This is a genomic window from Paenirhizobium cremeum (genome assembly GCF_047553425.1).
In the GTDB taxonomy this organism is placed as follows: Bacteria; Pseudomonadota; Alphaproteobacteria; order Rhizobiales; family Rhizobiaceae; genus Allorhizobium; species Allorhizobium cremeum.
Map to the genome: position 1 here is coordinate 747667 of NZ_CP180217.1, position 19756 is coordinate 767422.

19 protein-coding genes are annotated in these 19756 nt (G+C 62.8%); 11 read left to right on the forward strand and 8 right to left on the reverse strand.

Going from position 1 to position 19756, the window contains the following annotated elements; genetic code table 11:
- Nucleotides 1–7: 7 nt before the first annotated feature.
- Nucleotides 8–376, forward strand: a complete 369-nt coding sequence (locus ACLBKR_RS03600; RefSeq protein ID WP_414900670.1) for a DUF1304 domain-containing protein — start codon at nt 8–10, stop codon at nt 374–376.
- A complete protein-coding gene (gene ispH, locus ACLBKR_RS03605) occupies nt 376–1380 on the forward strand; it encodes a 4-hydroxy-3-methylbut-2-enyl diphosphate reductase (protein ID WP_112829640.1) in 1005 nt (334 codons plus the stop codon). The genes ACLBKR_RS03600 and ispH overlap by 1 nt, the downstream gene beginning before the upstream one ends.
- A 308-nt stretch (nt 1381–1688) precedes the next feature.
- Here the strand turns inward: ispH and ACLBKR_RS03610 are convergent, their stop codons facing one another.
- On the reverse strand, nt 1689–2621 hold the full coding sequence (locus tag ACLBKR_RS03610) for an SDR family oxidoreductase (protein ID WP_113338962.1): 933 nt from the start codon (nt 2619–2621) through the stop codon (nt 1689–1691).
- Nucleotides 2622–2743: 122 nt separating this feature from the next.
- Between ACLBKR_RS03610 and ACLBKR_RS03615 the strand changes: the two genes are divergently transcribed.
- The 4 genes from ACLBKR_RS03615 (at nt 2744) to ACLBKR_RS03630 (ending at nt 5745) form a co-directional block, all read left to right on the forward strand.
- Nucleotides 2744–3712, forward strand: coding sequence for an AraC family transcriptional regulator (locus ACLBKR_RS03615; protein WP_113338961.1), 969 nt, complete (start codon nt 2744–2746; stop codon nt 3710–3712).
- A 133-nt stretch (nt 3713–3845) separates the two neighbouring features.
- Complete coding sequence (locus ACLBKR_RS03620; RefSeq protein ID WP_112831163.1) at nt 3846–4811, forward strand: homoserine kinase; 966 nt, start codon at nt 3846–3848, stop codon at nt 4809–4811.
- On the forward strand, nt 4808–5278 hold the full coding sequence (gene rnhA / locus ACLBKR_RS03625; RefSeq protein ID WP_113338960.1) for a ribonuclease HI: 471 nt from the start codon (nt 4808–4810) through the stop codon (nt 5276–5278). The genes ACLBKR_RS03620 and rnhA overlap by 4 nt, the downstream gene beginning before the upstream one ends.
- A 158-nt stretch (nt 5279–5436) precedes the next feature.
- Nucleotides 5437–5745 carry a Dabb family protein gene (locus tag ACLBKR_RS03630; protein WP_112831165.1) on the forward strand — a complete coding sequence of 103 codons (309 nt, stop codon included), beginning with the start codon at nt 5437–5439 and terminating at the stop codon, nt 5743–5745.
- A 317-nt stretch (nt 5746–6062) separates the two neighbouring features.
- On the opposite strand, the gene cysN is transcribed toward ACLBKR_RS03630, so the two are convergent.
- The 3 genes from cysN to ACLBKR_RS03645 form a co-directional block, all read right to left on the reverse strand.
- A complete protein-coding gene (gene cysN / locus ACLBKR_RS03635; RefSeq protein ID WP_113338959.1) occupies nt 6063–7541 on the reverse strand; it encodes a sulfate adenylyltransferase subunit CysN in 1479 nt (492 codons plus the stop codon).
- 1 nt (nt 7542) lies between these two features.
- Complete coding sequence (gene cysD / locus ACLBKR_RS03640; protein ID WP_112831168.1) at nt 7543–8493, reverse strand: sulfate adenylyltransferase subunit CysD; 951 nt, start codon at nt 8491–8493, stop codon at nt 7543–7545.
- A gap of 61 nt (nt 8494–8554) precedes the next feature.
- Entirely contained in the window at nt 8555–9304 is a 750-nt protein-coding gene (locus tag ACLBKR_RS03645; protein WP_113338957.1) for a phosphoadenylyl-sulfate reductase, read from the reverse strand.
- 332 nt (nt 9305–9636) lie between these two features.
- On the opposite strand from ACLBKR_RS03645, the gene ACLBKR_RS03650 reads away from it, so the two are divergent.
- The 5 genes from ACLBKR_RS03650 to ACLBKR_RS03670 all read left to right on the forward strand — a co-directional run bounded on the left by ACLBKR_RS03650 (nt 9637) and on the right by ACLBKR_RS03670 (nt 14237).
- The gene (locus ACLBKR_RS03650) at nt 9637–10086 is read left to right on the forward strand and encodes an RrF2 family transcriptional regulator (RefSeq protein WP_113338956.1); all 450 of its coding nucleotides are present in this window, start codon (nt 9637–9639) and stop codon (nt 10084–10086) included.
- Between the two features lie 251 nt (nt 10087–10337).
- Nucleotides 10338–11375 carry a sulfate ABC transporter substrate-binding protein gene (locus ACLBKR_RS03655; protein ID WP_113338955.1) on the forward strand — a complete coding sequence of 346 codons (1038 nt, stop codon included), beginning with the start codon at nt 10338–10340 and terminating at the stop codon, nt 11373–11375.
- Nucleotides 11376–11484: 109 nt separating this feature from the next.
- The gene (gene cysT, locus ACLBKR_RS03660) at nt 11485–12321 is read left to right on the forward strand and encodes a sulfate ABC transporter permease subunit CysT (RefSeq protein WP_112831178.1); all 837 of its coding nucleotides are present in this window, start codon (nt 11485–11487) and stop codon (nt 12319–12321) included.
- Nucleotides 12311–13183: a sulfate ABC transporter permease subunit CysW gene (gene cysW / locus ACLBKR_RS03665; RefSeq protein WP_112831172.1), complete on the forward strand. Its 873-nt coding sequence runs from the start codon at nt 12311–12313 to the stop codon at nt 13181–13183. Before cysT ends, cysW begins: the two co-directional genes overlap by 11 nt.
- A 13-nt stretch (nt 13184–13196) precedes the next feature.
- Nucleotides 13197–14237 carry a sulfate/molybdate ABC transporter ATP-binding protein gene (locus tag ACLBKR_RS03670; RefSeq protein WP_113338954.1) on the forward strand — a complete coding sequence of 347 codons (1041 nt, stop codon included), beginning with the start codon at nt 13197–13199 and terminating at the stop codon, nt 14235–14237.
- A gap of 160 nt (nt 14238–14397) precedes the next feature.
- Here ACLBKR_RS03670 and ACLBKR_RS03675 read toward each other — a convergent pair whose 3' ends face one another.
- The 4 genes from ACLBKR_RS03675 to betB all read right to left on the reverse strand — a co-directional run bounded on the left by ACLBKR_RS03675 (nt 14398) and on the right by betB (nt 19756).
- Nucleotides 14398–14682 (reverse strand): hypothetical protein, encoded by a 285-nt coding sequence (locus tag ACLBKR_RS03675; protein ID WP_113338953.1) that lies wholly within the window; start codon nt 14680–14682, stop codon nt 14398–14400.
- Between the two features lie 157 nt (nt 14683–14839).
- The gene (locus ACLBKR_RS03680) at nt 14840–16192 is read right to left on the reverse strand and encodes a chloride channel protein (RefSeq protein WP_113447157.1); all 1353 of its coding nucleotides are present in this window, start codon (nt 16190–16192) and stop codon (nt 14840–14842) included.
- Between the two features lie 149 nt (nt 16193–16341).
- The gene (betA, locus tag ACLBKR_RS03685; protein ID WP_414900679.1) at nt 16342–17994 is read right to left on the reverse strand and encodes a choline dehydrogenase; all 1653 of its coding nucleotides are present in this window, start codon (nt 17992–17994) and stop codon (nt 16342–16344) included.
- Between the two features lie 298 nt (nt 17995–18292).
- Nucleotides 18293–19756 carry a betaine-aldehyde dehydrogenase gene (gene betB / locus ACLBKR_RS03690; protein WP_414900681.1) on the reverse strand — a complete coding sequence of 488 codons (1464 nt, stop codon included), beginning with the start codon at nt 19754–19756 and terminating at the stop codon, nt 18293–18295.

The window sequence follows — 19756 nt, forward strand, 5'->3', positions numbered from 1 at the left end:
GGAAATCATGACCACTATTGCAAATATTCTCGTCGCGCTCGTGGCGCTCGAACATGTCTATATTCTCGTGCTGGAGATGTTTTTCTGGACGAAGCCGGCGGGGCTGAAGGCCTTCGCGATGAAGCCGCAACAGGCGGAGGCGACGAAGGTTCTTGCCGCCAATCAGGGTCTCTATAACGGCTTTCTGGCGCTCGGCCTGTTCTGGTCGCTTGCCCATCCCTCACCGGAATTTGCGTTTCAGCTCAAGCTGTTTTTCCTTGGCTGTGTGTTCGTTGCTGGCCTATATGGAAGCGTGACGGCATCGCGGAAGATCCTCTACATCCAGGCGCTTCCAGCCGTGATTACCCTGATCCTCGTGCTTCTGGCAGGCCATTGATGAACGTGAATGTCTCCCGACCGCCCCTGACGATTAGGCTTTGCGGGCCCCGCGGCTTCTGCGCCGGCGTGGACCGCGCCATCCAGATCGTCGTGCTGGCGCTGAAGGGCTATGGTGCGCCGGTCTATGTGCGACACGAGATCGTGCACAACCGTTACGTGGTCGAGGGGCTGGAGGCCAAGGGCGCCGTCTTTGTCGAGGAACTGGACGAGATCCCGGAAGAGCATCGCGCCCAGCCGGTCGTCTTTTCCGCCCATGGCGTGCCGAAATCAGTCCCCGCCGATGCGGCCGCCCGAAACCTCTTTTATCTCGATGCCACCTGTCCGCTGGTGTCGAAGGTGCACAAGCAGGCCATGCGCCACCAGCGTCTCGGCCGCCATGTGATCCTGATCGGCCATGCCGGCCATCCGGAGGTGATCGGCACCATGGGCCAGTTGCCTGAAGGCACGGTTTCGCTGATCGAGACCGTCGAGGATGCCGATGCCTACCAGCCGGCCGATCCAGACAATCTCGGCTATGTCACCCAGACCACTCTTTCGGTGGACGATACGGTCGGCGTCATCGCCAGGCTGCGCGAACGCTTTCCCAATCTGAGCGACCCCTCCGCCGACAGCATCTGCTATGCCACGACCAACCGACAGGAGGCCGTCAAGCAGGCGGCCCCTGGCTGCGACCTTTTCCTGATCGTCGGTGCGCCGAATTCGTCCAACTCCAAGCGACTGGTCGAAGTGGCGCTGAAGGCCGGCGCGAAACAGTCGTTATTGGTGCAGCGCGCTTCCGAAATCGACTGGGATGCCGTCGGACCGATCCGCACAGTCGGTCTTTCGGCCGGCGCCTCCGCCCCCGAGGTCATCGTCAACGAGATCATCGAGGCCTTCAAGGCACGCTACGACACCACCGTCGAGCTTGCCGAATTTTCCATCGAGAACGAGCATTTCCTCGTCAATCGCGAACTGCGGTCGATCGAACTCACCCACCAGGACATGGCCTGGGTGAATGGGTGAGTTGCGACGGCGCAGCCGGAAAAACGATCCAGTGAATCGTTTTTAGCAACGAACGCCCTGAGCCTTAGCGAAGGGCCGGGCTACGTTTCCGCGTATTCCCATCCCGCGCAGCCGGAAAAACGATCCAGTGAATCGTTTTTAGCAACGAACGCCCTGAGCCTTAGCGAAGGGCCGGGCTACGTTTCCGCGTATTCCCATCCCGCGCAGCCGGAAAAACGATCCAGTGAATCGTTTTTAGCAACGAACGCCCGGAGCTTTAGCGAAGGGTTGGGATAGGCTTCCGCATGCCAGCCCCGAAGGGCTGCCACTTAACGGAAAGATCCGCCGGTACCCTGCCGGGCGACCTCCTCGTGAACCGGGAAATAGGCCGGCCTGTCGATGTCGGCGAGCAGGCCCGGCTGGGTCGGCTGCCATCCGAGAGCGTTCCGTGTCCACTCGCTGGAGACCCGGTTGTCGATCGCGGCGAAATGCCGGAACCAGCCGAAATGCTCTGCCGCTTCCTCCGCTGACTTGCCGACCACCGGTATATCGAGGCGGCGGCCGATCACCTCGGCGATGGAGCGGAAGGGTATGCCTTCCTCGCCGACGGCGTGATAGCGCGCGCCCATGGCGGCGTTTTCGAAAGCCAGCCGGAAGGCTCTCGCCGCGTCGAGCCGGTGCACCGCCGCCCAGTGGTTCGTGCCCTCGCCAATATAGGCGGAAACGCCGGTCTTGCGCGCCATGTCGATGAGAAGCGGCACGAAGCCGTGATCGCCGTCGCCATGCACGGAGGGCGGAAGCCGCACCACCGCCACGCGAACGCCTTTCGCCGCGACGGAATTCACCGCCTCCTCGGTTGCCACGCGCGGGATCGTGCCGGAGACGGGCATGTCGTCCTCGGTGATAAGGCGATCCCCCGAGAGCAAGCCCGTGCCCGACGTCACGATCAGCGGCCGCTCCGAACCGGCGAGCGCCGAACCCAGCGCCGTGATTGCCCAGCGGTCGTTCTCGCAGTTCTCCGCGAACTTTGAAAAGTCGTGGTTGAAGCCGGTATGGATGACGCCGTCCGCGAGCGCCGCAGCGCTTGCCAGGCTCTGCAGGTCCTCGATATTGCCGCGATGCACCTCCGCCCCTGCGGCAAGAAGCGATGCGGCGGCCGCATCGGAGCGGGCAAGCCCGGTCACCCTGTAGCCGGCGTCGATAAGTTCCCGCACGACGGCGGAGCCGACGAAGCCCGTGGCTCCAGTCACGAAAATACGCATGGTCTCTGTCCTTCCTGATGTCGCGGCTGCCAATTGCCGCGTTGAACAAAGAATAATGCATTGCTGGAGACGATCTATGCGCTATAATCCGCATTATCTTTCAGATCGTCCGAGATGTGTCCATGGACCCGCTGTCAAACGTGCTGTCGCTGCTGAAGCCGCACAACTATCTTTCCGCCGGTTTCGAGGCTGCGGCGCCGTGGGCGATCCAGTTCCCGGATCAGCGGCAAGGCATAAAATGCGTGGCGGTCACAGCCGGCGAGTGCTTGCTGTCGGTGGAGGGCGTGACGGAAGGGGCGTGGCTCGGCCCCGGTGATTTCGTGCTCCTGCCGAGTGGCCGGCCCTTCCTCATGGCAAGCCGCGGCGATGTGGCGCCCGTTCCCGCCACCTCGATCTTTTCGCCCGCGCAGCCGGGGCGTGTCACCCGCATCAACGACGGCGGAGATTTTTCCGCTGTCAGCAGCCGTTTCGGGCTCGAAAGCCAGCATGCCGGCATTCTCCTGAAGGCCCTGCCGCCCATCGTGCTCATCCGCGACGAACGGGGCGAGGCCGGGCTGCGCTGGTCGGTCGAGCGGATGATGCAGGAAATGCGCGAGCCACGGCCCGGCAGCTTTCTCGTGCTGCAGCATCTCGCCCACCTGCTTCTGGTGCAGGCGCTGCGGCTCTATCTGGCAGACGGAGCGAAATCCGTCGGCACGGGCTGGCTTTTCGCGCTGGCCGACAGACAGTTGAGCAGGGCGATGAACGCCATCCATGAAGAACCCGGCCATCGCTGGACGCTGGATGCGCTCGCCGCCCGCGCCGGCATGTCGCGGTCGAGTTTTGCCGAAAGGTTCAGGCAGGTGGTCGGCATCGCCCCGATAGACTATCTGGCCCGATGGCGCATGCTGCTCGCCTGCGACCGGCTGGAAAACACGGATGACACCGTATCGCTCATCGCGCCGGCGCTGGGTTATGAATCGGAAGCCGCCTTCAGCACTGCGTTCAAGCGGATCATGGGTTGCTCGCCGCGCAGCTATGTCCGCGACCGGGATCAGGGGTGGGCGAAGGAGACGGAAGATAAGGACGTATCGCTCTCGCTTGCCTTTTGACGTGGTCGGACGTTCTTTTCCGCCTCCGAAACCTGTGCCTCGTGTCGTTCCGGGACTGGCACTCGTCCATCCCCCTGTGTATGCCTTGCGCTATCATTGCCGGCAGCACGGAACGGATCGCGGGACATAAGAAGTGGCAGTCTATACCGATATCACCGAAACCGACCTCAAGGCGTTTCTCGCCGAATACGAAGCGGGCGAACTCCTGTCCTACAAGGGCATCGCCGAGGGCGTGGAGAATTCCAATTTCCTGCTGCACACCTCCACGGGACCGCTGATCCTGACGCTCTATGAAAAGCGGGTGGAGAAGAACGATCTGCCTTTCTTCCTCGGCCTGATGCAGCATCTGGCGGATCGCGGGCTTTCCTGCCCGCTGCCCCTGCCGCGCAAGGACGGCGCTCTTCTCGGGGAGCTTTCCGGCCGCCCGGCGGCGCTCATTTCCTTCCTCGAGGGCATGTGGCTGAGAAAACCGGAAGCGAAGCACTGCCGCGAGGTCGGCAAGGCGCTCGCCCAGATGCATGTCGCAGGCGAAGGCTTTGCGCTGAAGCGCCCCAACGCCCTGTCGCTCGAAGGCTGGAAGACGCTCTGGGCCAGGTCGAAGGACCGCGCCGACGAGGTGGAAAAAGGGCTGGAGGACGAGATCGGCGGCGAGATCGCCTTCCTTTCGCAGAACTGGCCGAAGAATCTGCCGGACGGCGTCATCCATGCCGATCTCTTTCCGGACAACGTCTTCTTCCTGAACGACGATCTGTCCGGCCTCATCGACTTCTATTTCGCCTGCAACGACTTCCTCGTCTACGACCTGTCGATCTGCATCAACGCCTGGTGCTTCGAGAAGGACGGCGCCTACAACATCACCAAGGGCATGGCGATGATCGAGGGCTACCAGTCAGTGCGGCCGCTCTCGCAAGCCGAGGCGGCGGCGCTGCCGATCCTGTCGCGCGGCTCGGCGCTGCGCTTCTTCCTGACGCGCCTCTATGACTGGCTGACCACGCCGGAAGGCGCGCTGGTGGTGAAGAAGGACCCGCTCGAATACCTGAAGAAGCTGCGCTTCCACCGGCAGGTCGCATCTGCCGCCGAATATGGACTTCGCGCATGAAGCACGTTGATATCTTCACCGATGGCGCATGCTCTGGAAATCCCGGCCCCGGCGGCTGGGGCGCGATCCTGCGCTATGGCGAGACCGAGAAGGAACTCTTCGGCGGCGAGGCCGAGACCACCAACAACCGCATGGAACTGATGGCCGCGATCTCCGCGCTGAACGCCCTGAAGAGCCCTTGCGAGGTCGATCTCTACACCGACAGCGCCTATGTGAAAGACGGCATCTCCAAGTGGATCTTCGGCTGGAAGAAGAACGGCTGGAAGACCGCCGACAAGAAGCCGGTGAAGAATGCCGAACTCTGGCAGCAGCTTGAGGAAGCCCGCAACAAGCACAAGGTGACGCTGCACTGGGTCAAGGGCCATGCCGGCCACCCGGAAAACGAACGCGCCGACGAACTCGCCCGAAAGGGCATGGAACCCTTCAAGAAACCCAATCTCGGCAAGGCGCTGTTGCAGGGCAAGTGAACGTCCGTCCGTGATCGGGCGAAAACACCGATCTTCGGCGTCCCCGCCGCGCACCCGCACTGGTCGTTGCCGCGAACGAACCCTCGCGTCGCATTCCCGCCTTGCCAACCGGACCATTCTCCCTATCCTTCGGCCAACGACAAGGAAGGGAGACATCCATGATTCAGCACAGCGTGTTCCTGCGTTTCAAGGCCGCCACGCAAGCCGCCGAAAAGCAGGCGATCTACGATGCCATCGTTGCGCTGAAGGAGGTCGTGCCCGGCATGGTCGACGTGAAATACGGGCCGAATGTCTCGCCGGAAGGGCTGAACGGCGGCTATCTCGACGGCTTCGTCGTCACCTTCGAGGACGAGACGGTGCGCGACTATTATCTCCGCCATCCCGACCACATCGCAGCCGGCGAACGGATCGTCCGCGCCACCGATGGCGGCCTGTCGGGCGTGCTCGTGTTCGACATGGTGGTGTAAGGTGAGGGGGAAGGCACCATCCCCTGAACCGAAAACGGTGGGCGGCTTTCGCGACCCGCCGCCGGATTGCTGACAAAGGTCTTTATTGAAAGACGATGCATCCTTTTCCGTCATGCCGGACCTGTTCCGGCATCCAGCGGTGCGATGTCGATCGCGCAAAAGACTCTTCTGCGATCAAGGACTTGATCGCGCTGGCCGGAATGACGACAGTGGGCGTGGCACTGTCGTCACAAAAAACAATCTGAAAGGGTGTTTGTCAGCAGTCTGACGGCGGCTAGCTTTCGCTACCCGTCGCAGATATCGAAAACCGGAAGTGATTACCCGTCCAGCCCGTCGAACAGGTCGCGGGCGGCCGCATTGGTGATGCGGCGCGTTTCCACTTCGTCGCGGCGGCTGGCGAGCAGTTCGGTCGCCATCAGCTGCTCGGCAAGATCGGCCGGCAGCGACAGGATGACCCGGCCATCATTGGCATTCAGCGCGCCGAGGTCGGAACGCTTCGCCGTCACCATGCCGCCGGCCACCGTATTGTTGGTGTCCGGATCGATCAGGATGAAGGCGCCGGTCGCCCGGTTCTGCTCGTAAGGATCGAAGATCGCGGTTTCGTCGAAGGCGAGATGCACCTTGCCGATGGCGTTCATCGGCAGTGTGTCGGCGTGGTTCCACTTGCCAGATTTCAGGTCGAGCTGGGAGACGGGCTGCACCACAACGCGCTGGCGGCGCGAACCGCTCTTCAGCCAGTAGCGCTTGCCCGGCTGGATGCCGTCCGGCTGCAGCGCCACGATCTGCGCGTCGAAGGCAAGGCCCGTCTGCGGCTGGCTGTCGAGCGAGACGATCATGTCGCCGCGCGAAACGTCGACCTGACGGTCGAGCACCAGCGTGATGGCGTCGCCCGCGACGGCGGCGTTGCGCACGAGGTCGAAGGTGACGATCTGCTTGACGTTGGCGATCTGGCCCGACGGCAGGATGGCGACGCCATCGCCCGGCTTCACCGCGCCGCCGGCAACCGTGCCCTGATAGCCGCGGAAGCTTTCGCCCGGACGGCTGACCCGCTGCACGGGAAGGCGGAACCCGGTGGTCTGGGCCGAACGCAGCGTGGCGAGTTCCAGCGCTTCGACCAGCGTCGGACCGTCATACCAGGGCATGACGGCATCGCCGGAATAGACGACGTTTTCGCCCTTCAGCGCCGACATCGGGATGGCGGTGACCTGGCGCACGCCGAGCGAAAGGGCGAGCGTGCGGAATTCGTTCGAGATCGCCTCGAAGCCGGCGCGGTCGTAATTGGTCAGGTCGATCTTGTTGACCGCCAGAACGAACTGCTTGATCCCCATCAGCGAGGCGATGGTGGCGTGGCGGCGGGTCTGCTCCAGAAGGCCGGCGCGCGCATCGACGAGCAGCACGGCGAGATCGGCGGTCGAGGCGCCGGTTGCCATGTTGCGGGTATACTGCTCATGGCCGGGCGTGTCGGCGACGATGAACGAGCGCTTCTCCGAGGAGAAATAGCGATAGGCGACATCGATGGTGATGCCCTGTTCGCGTTCGGCCTGCAGGCCATCGAGCAGCAGCGCGAAATCGGGCAGGCCGAGATCGTTCTGTTTGCCGGAGGATTCCCGGCGCAGCGTCGCGGCCTGGTCTTCCTTGACCGCCTTGGTGTCCCACAGGAGACGGCCGATCAGCGTCGACTTGCCGTCGTCCACCGAGCCGCAGGTGATGAGCCTCAGCGGCCGCGAATCGCGGGTGACGGGAGCCGGCTGTGCCTCGGGAAGCGCTGTGGCGAGTACGGTTACGCTTGCGGTCATCTCAGAAATATCCTTCGCGTTTCTTCTTCTCCATCGAACCCGACTGGTCGCGGTCGATGGCCCGGCCCTGGCGCTCGGACACGGTTGCGATTTCAAGCTCGGCGATCACGTCTTCCAGCGTCGTTGCGTGCGAGCGGATGGCGCCGGTAAGCGGGAAGCAGCCGAGTGTGCGGAAGCGGATCATGCCTTCCTGCTTCACTTCGCCGGGCAGGAGTTCGAGCCGCGGGTCCTCGGCGAGGATCATCATGCCGTCGCGTTCGACGAAGGGGCGCTTTGCGGCGTAGTAGAGCGGCACCAGCGGAATGTCTTCCGCCTGGATGTAGCGCCAGATATCGACCTCGGTCCAGTTGGACAGCGGGAAGGCGCGAACGCTCTCGCCCTTGCGGATCATGCCGTTATAGATGTTCCACAGTTCCGGGCGCTGGTTGCGCGGGTCCCAGCGGTGGTCGGGCGTGCGGAAGGAGTAGATGCGCTCCTTGGCGCGGCTTGCCTCCTCGTCGCGGCGAGCGCCGCCGAAGGCGGCATCGAACTGGCCGGCGTCGAGCGCCTGGCGCAGCGCCTCGGTCTTCATGATGTCGGTATAGAGCGCCGAACCGTGGGTGAAGGGCGTAATGTTCTCGGCTGCACCGCGTGGATTGGTGTGCACGATCAGGTCGAGATCGTAGCGCTCCACCATCTCGTCGCGAAACGCGATCATTTCCCTGAACTTCCAGCCTGTGTCGACATGCAGCAGCGGGAACGGCACCCGGCCCGGATAGAAGGCCTTGCGCGCCAGATGCAGCAGCACGGAGCTGTCCTTGCCGATGGAATAGAGCATGACCGGCTTGTCGAACTCGGCGGCCACCTCCCGGAAGATGTGGATGGCCTCGTTTTCCAGCGCCTTCAGATGCGGATCGAGCGGCGGCTTGGCCGGCGTGTCCTTGGAATGCGGATCGAACTCGGAATGGTGCATTGTACTGTCCTGTTGATCCGGGAGGCCGGATCCGTTCTCGGTTGCCTTGTGGCTTGTTTGCTCAGGCGATGGTGGAGGCTATCGGCGTTGCCGCCGCTTCGGGCACGTGCAGACCGCATTCGCGCTTTTCGTCGTTCTCCCACCACCAGCGCCCCGCGCGTTCCGGTTCGCCCGGCTTGATCGCCCGCGTGCAGGGCTCGCAGCCGATGGAGGGGTAACCGCGCTTGTGCAGCGGATTGGTCGGAACCGCCTGGGCCTCGACATAAGCGTCGATCTCTTCGATCGACCAGTCGGCCAGCGGGTTCACCTTGATGAGGTTGCGCTCCGCATCGTATTCGGCAAACGGCGTTGTGGCGCGGTTGCCCGATTGCGCGCGGCGCAGGCCAGTGACCCAGACGGCGGCGCCGGCCAGCGCCTTGCCGAGCGGCACCAGCTTGCGCACATGACAGCAGGCATGGCGGGCTTCGACGCTTTCATAGAAGCCGTTCAGGCCGTATTTTGCCGCATAGGCGTCGATGTCGTCCTGTTCGGGCCGAAACTTTGCGATGGTGATGCCGAAGCGTTCCTCGGTCTCGGCGATCAAATCGACCGTTTCCTTGAACAGCCGGCCGGTCTCCAGCGTCGCCACCTCGATCGGCAGGCCGGCAAGCCCTATGGCCGCGGTGATGACCTGATCCTCGATGCCGAGGCTGGTGGTGAAGACGGCGCGCCCGCCGAGCGCTGCAACAAGACGCAGCCGTTCCGTGAGGTCGGCCTTGGCAAGAGCGGTATCCAGGGATGCGATGGCTTCGGGGGAATTTTGAATGCTCATAATTCTCTTCCTGCTGATGGCTCGGATTATTCCGTATTTCGCGGGGCGCGAACAGGAATTGCCTTTCAAGCAGACGAAGATGAAGAGCAAATATCTCTCTTCACGCGAATAAAGACGGGAATTCGTCCCGGTTTTGTCGCGCGGCGGTTTTTCGTGCCGGACGTCGGGGGCCGGCGGAACCAAGTCATAAAGCAGTATCTCTACAAAATCAATAGACTTAATGTTGGGATAGGCAAACCCGTTCGGAACGGGGGCAGGAATTTGAAAAAACGTGCGAACTCCTTTATCCCGGCGGGATGTGGAGACGTGTCCGCGTCGAGTGGTGATACCAGATGATTTCCCAAAAGGCGAAATATGCGCTTCGGGCGCTGGCCTTGCTGGCCCGTGCGGAGGCCGGCGACCCCGTGCAGATTTCCGATATTGCCGACCGCCAGAAGATCCCGAAGAAGTTTCTCGAGCAGATCCTTCTCGATCTCAAGCGGGCAGGCTTTGTAGAAAGCCGTCGCGGAAAGCAGGGCGGTTACCTTTTGCTGCGTCCTGCGTCCGAGATTTCCTATGGCGAAGTGCTGCGCCTGATCGACGGACCGATTGCGCCCTTGCCCTGTCTTTCGCTCACTGCCTATCGCCGATGCGAGGATTGCGACGGCGAGAGCGACTGTGAAATCCGGCACGTCTTTGCCCGTGTCGCGGACGAAACCCGGGCCGTGCTGTTCTCCACCACATTCGCCGATGCGCTCGGTGAAGATGCCGGATCGCCGACCGTTCCCGAACCGACGAATTGATCGCTGAAATAACGCTGCAACGCAAAAAACTGTCGTCGAAGCGTGTTTGTGTGCAATTTTGCGAAAGCGGTTTTTCTGCGGAAGGCCGCTTTGGCGAACGATTTTCTCCGCCGAAGATGCGCATCTTGGGCCATCATTTTCCGGCCGACACAGCATGGAGGTACTGTTTTGCTATTTTTCCGGCCGCGTTGACTAACACGACCTGACCGGTAGAGTTAACGATAGGGATAACGAGGAAAGGAACGAGTGCCATGAACAGCTTTCTGAAGAACAGCTTTCTGAAACAGGTAAGCGGCCTTCTGGTCGGTCTCTCCCTGAGCGCAAGCGCCGCCACCATGGCTTACGCGGACACGACGCTCCTCAATGTGTCGTATGACCCGACGCGCGAGTTCTACAAGGAATACAACGCCGCCTTCGCCAAGCACTGGGAAGCGGAAACCGGCGAGACCGTTACCATCCAGCAATCCCATGGCGGTTCCGGCAAGCAGGCCCGTTCCGTCATCGACGGCCTTGATGCCGACGTGGTGACGCTCGCTCTCGAAGGCGACATCGACGCCATCGCCAAGGCGACGAACAAGATCCCGGCGGACTGGCGCAAACGCCTGCCCAACAATTCCTCTCCTTACACCTCCACCATCGTCTTCCTGGTCCGCAAGGGCAACCCGAAGGGCATCCACGACTGGGGCGATCTCGTGAAGGGCGACGTGCAGATCGTCACGCCGAACCCGAAGACCTCGGGCGGCGCCCGCTGGAACTATCTGGCCGCCTGGGCCTGGGCGAACAAGGAGTTCAACGGCGACGAGACCAAGATCAAGGAATATATCGCCGAGCTCTACAAGCGCGCTCCGGTCCTCGATACCGGCGCCCGCGGTTCGACGGTCACCTTTGCCCAGCGCGAAATCGGCGACGTGCTGATCGCCTGGGAAAACGAGGCCTATCTCGCCGGCGCCGAATTCGGCGAGGACAGCTTCGACATCGTCGTGCCGAAGCTCTCGATCCTGGCTGAGCCGCCGGTCACCGTCGTCGACGGCAATGCCGACGCCAAGGGCACCCGCAAGGTCGCCGACGCCTATCTCGAATATCTCTACTCGGCCGAAGGCCAGACGATCGCCGCCAAGCACTTCTACCGCCCGTCAAAGCCGGAACTCGTTCCCGCCGACCAGTTGAAGCTGCCGAAGCTGGAACTCGTCACCATCGACGATCCGATCTTTGGCGGTTGGGCCAAGGCGCAGCCGACCCACTTCGGCGACGGCGGCATCTTCGACCAGATCTACAAGCCCGCCAAATAAATCGACGATCCTCCCGAACGGCAGGCCCCGATCTTGAACGGTCGGGGCTTGTCGCATGAAGATTTGCAGGCATGATGAAAAGCGCGATGACGCGATGACGGGAACATTCATGAAAAACTGGCGACAGCCGAGCATTCTGCCGGGCTTCGGCCTGACGCTCGGTTATACCATCTTCTACCTCACGGTGATCATCCTGATCCCGCTTGCTGCCCTGATCTGGCGCTCCGCCGAACTGGGCTGGCAGGAATTCATTTCCATAGCTCTCGATGAACGGACGCTCCGGTCGCTGGAGGTCAGCTTCGGTTCGGCGCTGATTGCCGCCGGCATCAACGTGGTGTTCGGCGTCGTGACCGCCTGGGTGCTGGTGCGATACAGCTTCCCCGGCCGCCGCCTGCTCGATGCGGTGATCGATCTGCCCTTCGCGCTGCCGACCGCGGTCGCCGGTATTTCGCTTGCCGCGCTCTACGCGCCGAAAGGCTGGATCGGCCAGTTGTTCGCGCCGCTCGGCATCAAGATCGCGTTTACGCCCGCCGGCATCGTGGTCGCCCTGATCTTCGTCGGCCTTCCCTTCATCGTGCGCACCGTGCAGCCGGTGATGGAGGAGCTTGACCGCGAGGTCGAGGAAGCCGCCGCCACCCTCGGCGCCAACCGCTTCCAGACGCTGCTGCACGTCGTGCTGCCGGCGCTCGTCCCCGCGATCCTGACCGGCTTCGCGCTCGCCTTTGCTCGCGCCGTCGGGGAATACGGTTCGGTCATCTTCATCGCCGGCAACATTCCCTATGTCTCGGAGATCGCGCCGCTGCTGATCGTCATCCGGCTGGAGGAGTTCCATTATGCCGGCGCAACCTCCATCGCCTCGATCATGCTGGTGATTTCGTTCGCAATGCTGCTGCTGATTAATCTTCTGCAGATGTGGAGCCGCAGGAGGTACAGCAATGTCCGATAAGGCCCGCGCCTCCCGTCCCAGCTTCCATGAAGCCGCAACCGAAACGCCGGTCTGGCGCTGGGTGCTGACCGCAATCGCCGTCGCCTTCATGCTGCTCGTCGTCGTGCTGCCGCTGGTCGCTGTCTTCGTCGAGGCCTTTCGCAAGGGCGCCGAGGAGTTTTTCGTCTCGCTGGCCGAGCCGGACGCCGTCTCGGCCATCCGCCTGACGCTCACCGTCGCCGCGATTGCCGTGCCGCTCAATCTCGTCTTCGGCATCGCCGCCGCCTGGGCGATCGCCAAATTCGAATTCCGCGGCAAGACCTTCCTGATTACCCTGATCGACCTGCCGTTCTCGATTTCGCCAGTCATTTCCGGTCTGGTCTACGTGCTGCTCTTCGGCGCGCAGGGGCTTCTCGGTCCCTGGCTCAAAAGCTACGGCATCGAGATCATCTTCGCCGTGCCGGGCATCGTGCTTGCGACCGTCTTTGTGACCTTCCCCTTCATCGCCCGCGAACTGATCCCGCTGATGCAGGAACAGGGTTCGGGCGACGAGGAGGCGGCGATTTCGCTCGGCGCCACCGGCTGGCAGACCTTCTGGTATGTGACGCTGCCCAACATCAAATGGGGCCTGCTCTATGGCGTGCTTCTCTGCAACGCCCGCGCCATGGGCGAGTTCGGCGCCGTCTCCGTCGTCTCCGGCCATGTCCGCGGCCTGACGGAAACCATGCCGCTGCACATCGAGGTTCTCTACAACGAATATAACTTCGTCGCGGCCTTCGCGGTCTCGACGCTTCTGGCTCTCCTTGCCCTCGTCACGCTGGCGCTCAAGTCCATTCTCGAGCTGCACTACGGCGACGAAATCGCGGCAAGCCGCAAACACTGAAAGGTCTCTCCCCATGGATGTAACCATCAAGAATATCCGCAAGGAGTTTGGCCAGTTCCCGGCTTTGCACGACATTTCCCTGTCGATCCGCTCCGGCGAACTCATCGCGCTGCTCGGTCCATCGGGCTCGGGCAAGACGACGCTTCTGCGCCTGATCGCCGGTCTCGAACAGCCGACCGCCGGCCAGATCTTCTTCGGCGAGGAGGACGCCTCGGAAAAGACCGTGCAGGAGCGCCATATCGGCTTCGTCTTCCAGCACTATGCGCTCTTCCGCCACATGACCGTCGCCGACAACATCGCCTTCGGTCTCAAGGTGCGCCCGAAGGCGACACGACCGCCGGCGGGCGAAATCCGCAAGCGCGTGGCGGACTTGCTCGACATGGTGCACCTGACCGGCCTTGAGAAGCGCTATCCGGCCCAGCTTTCCGGCGGCCAGCGGCAGCGCGTGGCGCTTGCCCGCGCCATGGCGATCGAACCGACGGTGCTGCTGCTCGATGAGCCTTTCGGCGCGCTCGACGCCAAGGTGCGCAAGGAACTGCGCCGCTGGCTGAAGGAATTCCATGACCGCACCGGCCACACCACCTTCTTCGTCACCCATGACCAGGAAGAGGCCCTCGAACTTGCCGACCGCGTCGTCGTCATGAGCCAGGGCAAGGTGGAACAGGTGGGCTCTGCCGACGACGTCTACGACACGCCGAACTCGCCCTTCGTCTTCTCTTTCATCGGCGAATCCTCCCATATTCCGGTCACCGTCCGCGACAATACCGTGCTATTCCAGGGCGAGCCGATCAACATCTCCGAACAGGGGACTGACGGCGCAGGGGAGCTGTTCTTCCGCCCGCAGGACGTGGCAATCAGCGATGACAAGACGTCGCTCTACGGCAAGGTAACGGCCTGCCGCCGTCTCGCAGGCACGCGCATCGCGGAAATCGACATCGCCAATGAGGGCCACGAGCCATATCACCTGGAGGTCGAAGTGCCGCTCGACGCCCCGGTCGCCGTCGGCGCCGAAATCCGCTTCCGCCCGACGCGGTGGAAGCTGTTCCGGAAGTAAGGCGTACCTCTCTCAGCGTACCAAATAAGAAAGGCCGGTCTCGGACCGGCCCTTTACCAGAACATGGAGACCGGGCAGGCAAAGGTCATCAAGACCTCTGCTGCACCAGTTCCCGTTTCAATCGAAGTTTCGCATCAAGTCACCCAGACTGATCCAGATGTCACGCCGATTTGCGGCGGAGCACGACGAAGGACGCTGCCGCAGCGGCAATTCCGAAGATCGCCCATGTCAGCGGCAGGATGTCGGCTTTCTCGCTGCGGATAGGCAGGACGGTAACGGTGCCGGGTGAACTCTCGAAACCGACCTTCCCCTGTGCCTTGGCTTCGGCGATCTGCTCCGGCGAGACCACCCATTCGGCGTTCGTCATCTTGTCCTTCACCATGGCGCCGCCTGCAACGGCAAGACCGATCAGAAGGGAAATAAGGATACGCTTCGTCGTGTTCATTCGTTTTCTCTCTAACATTGACCTTTCGGTATCTGGACCAAACACCAAGGCTTTTCAATGCTATGGCGACGACCGTCCAACGCTTCTATCCGGGCCAGAACGCGTTTTATCAGCCTTTCCGCTGTAAGGCCGGCGCTGATGAGAGCTCACCCGCGGCTCAGGTCGCTTCATTATCCGCCTTGGCCAGTGCGCGCTTGAGGCGCACGCCTTCGGCGATCCAGGCGCGGGAGAGGCCATGATAGAGCGGTTCGCGCGAGATCATGCGCGAGGTCACGTAGCCGAGCATGGCCGCGGCCATCAGGCTGATGATGCCTTCGTGGCTGTCCGTCATTTCGAGGATGATGACGAATGCCGTCATCGGCGCCTGCACCACGCCGGCGAAGTAACCGGCCATGCCGAGCACGGCGGCAAGCCCGATGCTGACCCCGAGCAACTGGCCGATGCTACTGCCAAGCCCTGCGCCGACCGAGAGCGACGGCGCGAAGATGCCGCCCGGAATGCCCGAAACCATCGACAGGAAGGTTGCAGCGAGCTTGGCCGCGAAATAGCCGTAAGGTAGGGCATCGCCCTCGATGGCGCCGCGTGCCTGCTCATATCCTGTGCCGAAGGTGCTCCCGCCGGCCGCAACGCCGATGACGGCGACGAGTAGCCCGCAACCGGCGGCAACGGCCACGCTGCGCTTCAGCGGGGCCGTCTGCACCCATCGCTTGATCCGTTGCGACAGTCGAAGCGCGCCTGCCGAAAACATCGCGCCGAACGCGCCGCCGATGACGCCGCAGGCAATGACGGCGAACCATTCGCGCGCCGTTCCGACCGAAAGCGAGGTTGCGCCGAAATAGGTGTAGCTGCCGACAAGCCCGAGAGCCGAGATGCCGGAAAGGATCACGGCGGTCAGCACGAGGCTGTTTGCCCGCGACTGGTAGGTGCGGCCCATTTCCTCGATGGCGAAGACGATGCCGGCAAGCGGCGTGTTGAAGGCGGCGGCGATGCCGGCTGCCGAACCGGCGAGGATGAGGCCTTGAGCCTGCGCCATTCCGCCGATGCGGGCGGAGAGAAGCATGATGGAGGCACCGACCTGAACAGTCGGACCTTCGCGCCCGATCGATGCGCCAAAGAAGAGCCCGCTCACCGTCAGCAGGATCTTGCCGAGCACGAGCCTGAGCGAAAGCAGTCGTCTGCGTTCCTCATCGCCGCGCAGATGCCGCGCGGCGATAGCCTGTGGAATGCCGGAGCCCTGCGACGCCGGAAAAACCGTGACCGCCAGCCAGGAACAGAGAGCAAAACCGAGCGGCGTCAGGACAAGCGGCAGCAGGAACGACCATTGTCCCGCATTGAGCACGCCGTGGAACAGATGTTGCGCGCCATCGGCGAGCTTGGCGAAGGCAACCGAGATGATGCCGATCGCGAACGCCCCCGCCCAGAACACGGCGCGCGGCTTCCATACCCGCCAGGAACCCCACATCACGCGGGATCGCCGCAGCAGTTTCGATTTTTTGTAATTGTTCGGCATGGGCTTTGCATCTCGGCGGAGCGGAAATTGCGGCGCCGGGGCGCTGAAGCAATGAACCTACTCTCCGGCCGGGCACAGGCCCTAAGCCTTAAACCCCCAACTTGGCAGAAGACAAGTGCCGTCACCCGTCGATGACGGCTTTTGTCATTTCATCTGTCGCTGGTCTCCCAGCGCGGGTTGATCCACGGTTCCTGGTTGGAGCGGGGCAGGGGCTGCTTGCCGAGGATGTGGTCGGAGGCCTTTTCGCCGGTCATGATCGACGGGCCGTTGAGGTTGCCGTAGGTGATATCCGGGAAGATGGACGAATCCGCGACGCGAAGGCCTTCGACGCCGATGACACGGCATTCGGAATCGACCACCGCCATGGGATCGTCCTTCGAACCCATCTTGCAGGTACCGCAGGGGTGATAGGCGCTTTCCAGATGCTCGCGCAGGAATTCGTCGATCTGCTCGTCTGTCTGCACATGTTCGCCCGGCTGGATTTCCGAGCCGCGATAGGGATCGAAGGCTTTCTGGCCGAAGATCTCGCGGGTAAGCCGCACGCAGTGGCGGAACTTCACCCAGTCCTCCTCGGTGCTCATGTAGTTGAAGCGGATCACCGGATCGGCCATCGGATCGGACGACCGCAGCGTCACGCTGCCGCGCGACTTCGAGTGGTTGTAGCCGACATGTACCTGGAAACCATGGCTGTCGGCCGCCGCCTTGCCGTCATAGGAAATCGCGACAGGCAGGAAGTGATACTGGATGTCTGGCTGCTTGACGCCCGGCGCCGAGCGTACGAAGGCGCAAGATTCGAACTGGTTGGAGGCGCCGAGCCCGGTGCCGGAAAACAGCCATTGCGCACCGGCGACCCCCTGCCAGAACCACGGCAGCCAGGAATAGAGCGATACCGGCTTGGTCGCGACCTGCTGGAAATAGAACTCCATGTGGTCCATCAGATTGGCGCCGACGCCGGCACGGTCGAGCTTCACCTCGATGCCCATGTCCTTCAGATGTGCGGCCGGCCCGATGCCGGAGAGCAGCAGCAGCTTCGGCGAGTTGAACGACGATGCCGCGACGATCACCTCGCGGTTCGCCTTCACTACTTCGATCTTGCCATTACGCTCGATTTCCACGCCGACCGCACGGCCGTTCTCGATCACGATCCTGCGGGCGAAGCAGCGCACCAGTTGGACATTCGGACGCTTCAGCGCCGGTTTCAGATAGGCATTGGCGGCGGACCAGCGGCGCGACTTCCAGATGGTCTGCTCCATCAGGCCGAAGCCTTCCTGCTTCTCGCCGTTATAGTCCTCCGTGGTCTCAAAACCCGCCTGCTTGCCGGCCTCGACGAAGGCCTTGAACAGCGGGTTTTTCACCGGCCCGCGCTGGACGTGCAAGGGACCGTCGGTGCCGCGCCAGCCGTCCTGCCCGCCGTGCGAGTTCTCCATGCGTTTGAAGTAGGGCAGCACGTCGGCATAACCCCAACCCTTTGCGCCGGCCTCTTCCCAGCGGGTATAGTCTTCCGCGGACCCGCGCACATAGACCATGCCGTTGATCGAGGACGAACCGCCGATCACCTTGCCGCGCGGCGCGGTGATGCGCCGGTTGTTGAGGTTCGGCTCGGGCTCGGAGAGATAGCCCCAGTTATAGCGCTTCATACTCATCGGCCATGCGAGCGCCGCCGGCATCTGGATGAACGGCCCGGCATCCGACCCGCCATATTCGAGCACCATGACCGTATGCTTGCCGTCTTCGGACAGCCGGTAGGCCATGGCCGAACCCGCCGAGCCGGAACCGATGATGATGAAATCTGCGTTTAGCATGTCGTTCCCCAAAAACTGACCTTGCTGCCCCTCATCCGGCTGCCGCCACTTTCTCTCCGCAAGCGGGAGGGGCCAGGGTGAGGGGCAAATCCAAAAACTTGCCTATCCTTTCCCCCTCCCGTTTGCTCTCGCAAAACCGTTATGGGGTCGCGGGATCTTTGCCGCTTGCCGATCTCCCCCTTGAGGAGGAGATGCCCGGCAGGGCGGAGGGGCTAACCACGAGCGAGAGGCCGGACACCCCCCTCTGTCGGCTAGGCCGACATCTCCCCCTCAAGGGGGGAGATCAGCCGAAACCTTCTCAATACGGCGCCTCGCACTTGCCCATGCCGACATAGACGGTCTTGAGTTCGGAATAGTGCTCGATGGCCGCGAGCGAGTTTTCGCGGCCGAAGCCGGACTGCTTGGAGCCGCCGAACGGGATTTCGACCGGGCAGAGGTTGTAGGTGTTGATCCACAGCGTCCCGGCCTCGAGTTGGTCGACCACCCGGTGGGCGCGGGAAAGGTCGGCGGTGAACACGCCGCCGGCGAGGCCGAACTCGCTGGAATTGGCGCGTTCCAGCACTTCCGCTTCATCGGTGAAATCGAGCACGCACATCACCGGCCCGAAGATTTCCTCGCGTGCGATGGTCATGTCGTCGGTCACGTCGGCGAATACGGTCGGCTGGACGAAATAGCCCTCGCCGGAGACGTTGTTCGGAATGCCACCGCCGGTGATGAGCGTCGCGCCCTCGGCCTTGCCCTTCTCGATATAGCCGAGAACCTTCTCGCGCTGCGCCCAGGAAACCATCGGTCCCATCTGGGTCTCTTCCTTCTGCGGATCGCCGATCAGGATCGCCTCGGTGCGTTCCTTCAGGCGGGCGAGGAATTTTTCCTTGATAGCCTTCTGCACGAAGACGCGCGTGCCGTTCGAGCAGACCTGTCCGGTCGAATAGAAGTTGCCGAGCATGGCGCCGGAAATCGCGCTTTCGACATCGGCGTCGTCAAACACGATCAGCGGCGACTTGCCGCCGAGTTCCATCGTCACATGCTTCAGTCCGCCGGCAGCGGCCGCCGCCACCTTGCGGCCGGTCGGAACCGAACCGGTCAGCGACACCTTGGCGACATCGGGGTGATTGACGAGCAGCGGGCCGGTCTCCCGGTCGCCCTGGATGACGTTGTAGACGCCCTTCGGCAGGCCGGCCTCGATCAGGATTTCGGCGATCTTCAGCGCGCCGAGCGGCGTCGTTTCCGAAGGCTTGAACACCATGGCATTGCCGGCGACGAGGGCGGGCGCCCCCTTCCAGCAGGCGATCTGCTGCGGATAGTTCCATGCGCCGATGCCGACGCAGACGCCGAGCGGCACGCGCTTGGTATAGGCCCAGTCACCGCCGAGCGGAATGTGCGAGCCGTTCATCGCGGCCGGTGCGACCCCGCCGAAGAATTCGAAGGCGTCCGCGCCCGAGGTCGGGTCTGCGACGATGGTTTCCTGGATCGGCTTGCCGGTGTCGAGCGTTTCGAGCTCGGAAAGCTCGCGGTTGCGTTCACGGATGATCTCGGCGGCGCGCTTGAGCACGCGGCCGCGCGCCATCGGGCTCATCGCCGCCCAGTCCTTCTGCGCACGCTTGGCAGACGCAATCGCCTTCTCGACGATGGCGGGCGTTGCCGCATGCAGCTTGGCGATCACTTCGCCGGTTGCCGGATAGATGCTCTCGATGACGGCGCCGTCGGTGTCTTCGACATATTCGCCGTCGATGAAATGGGAGGCGGGGGGCTGGGCTTTCAT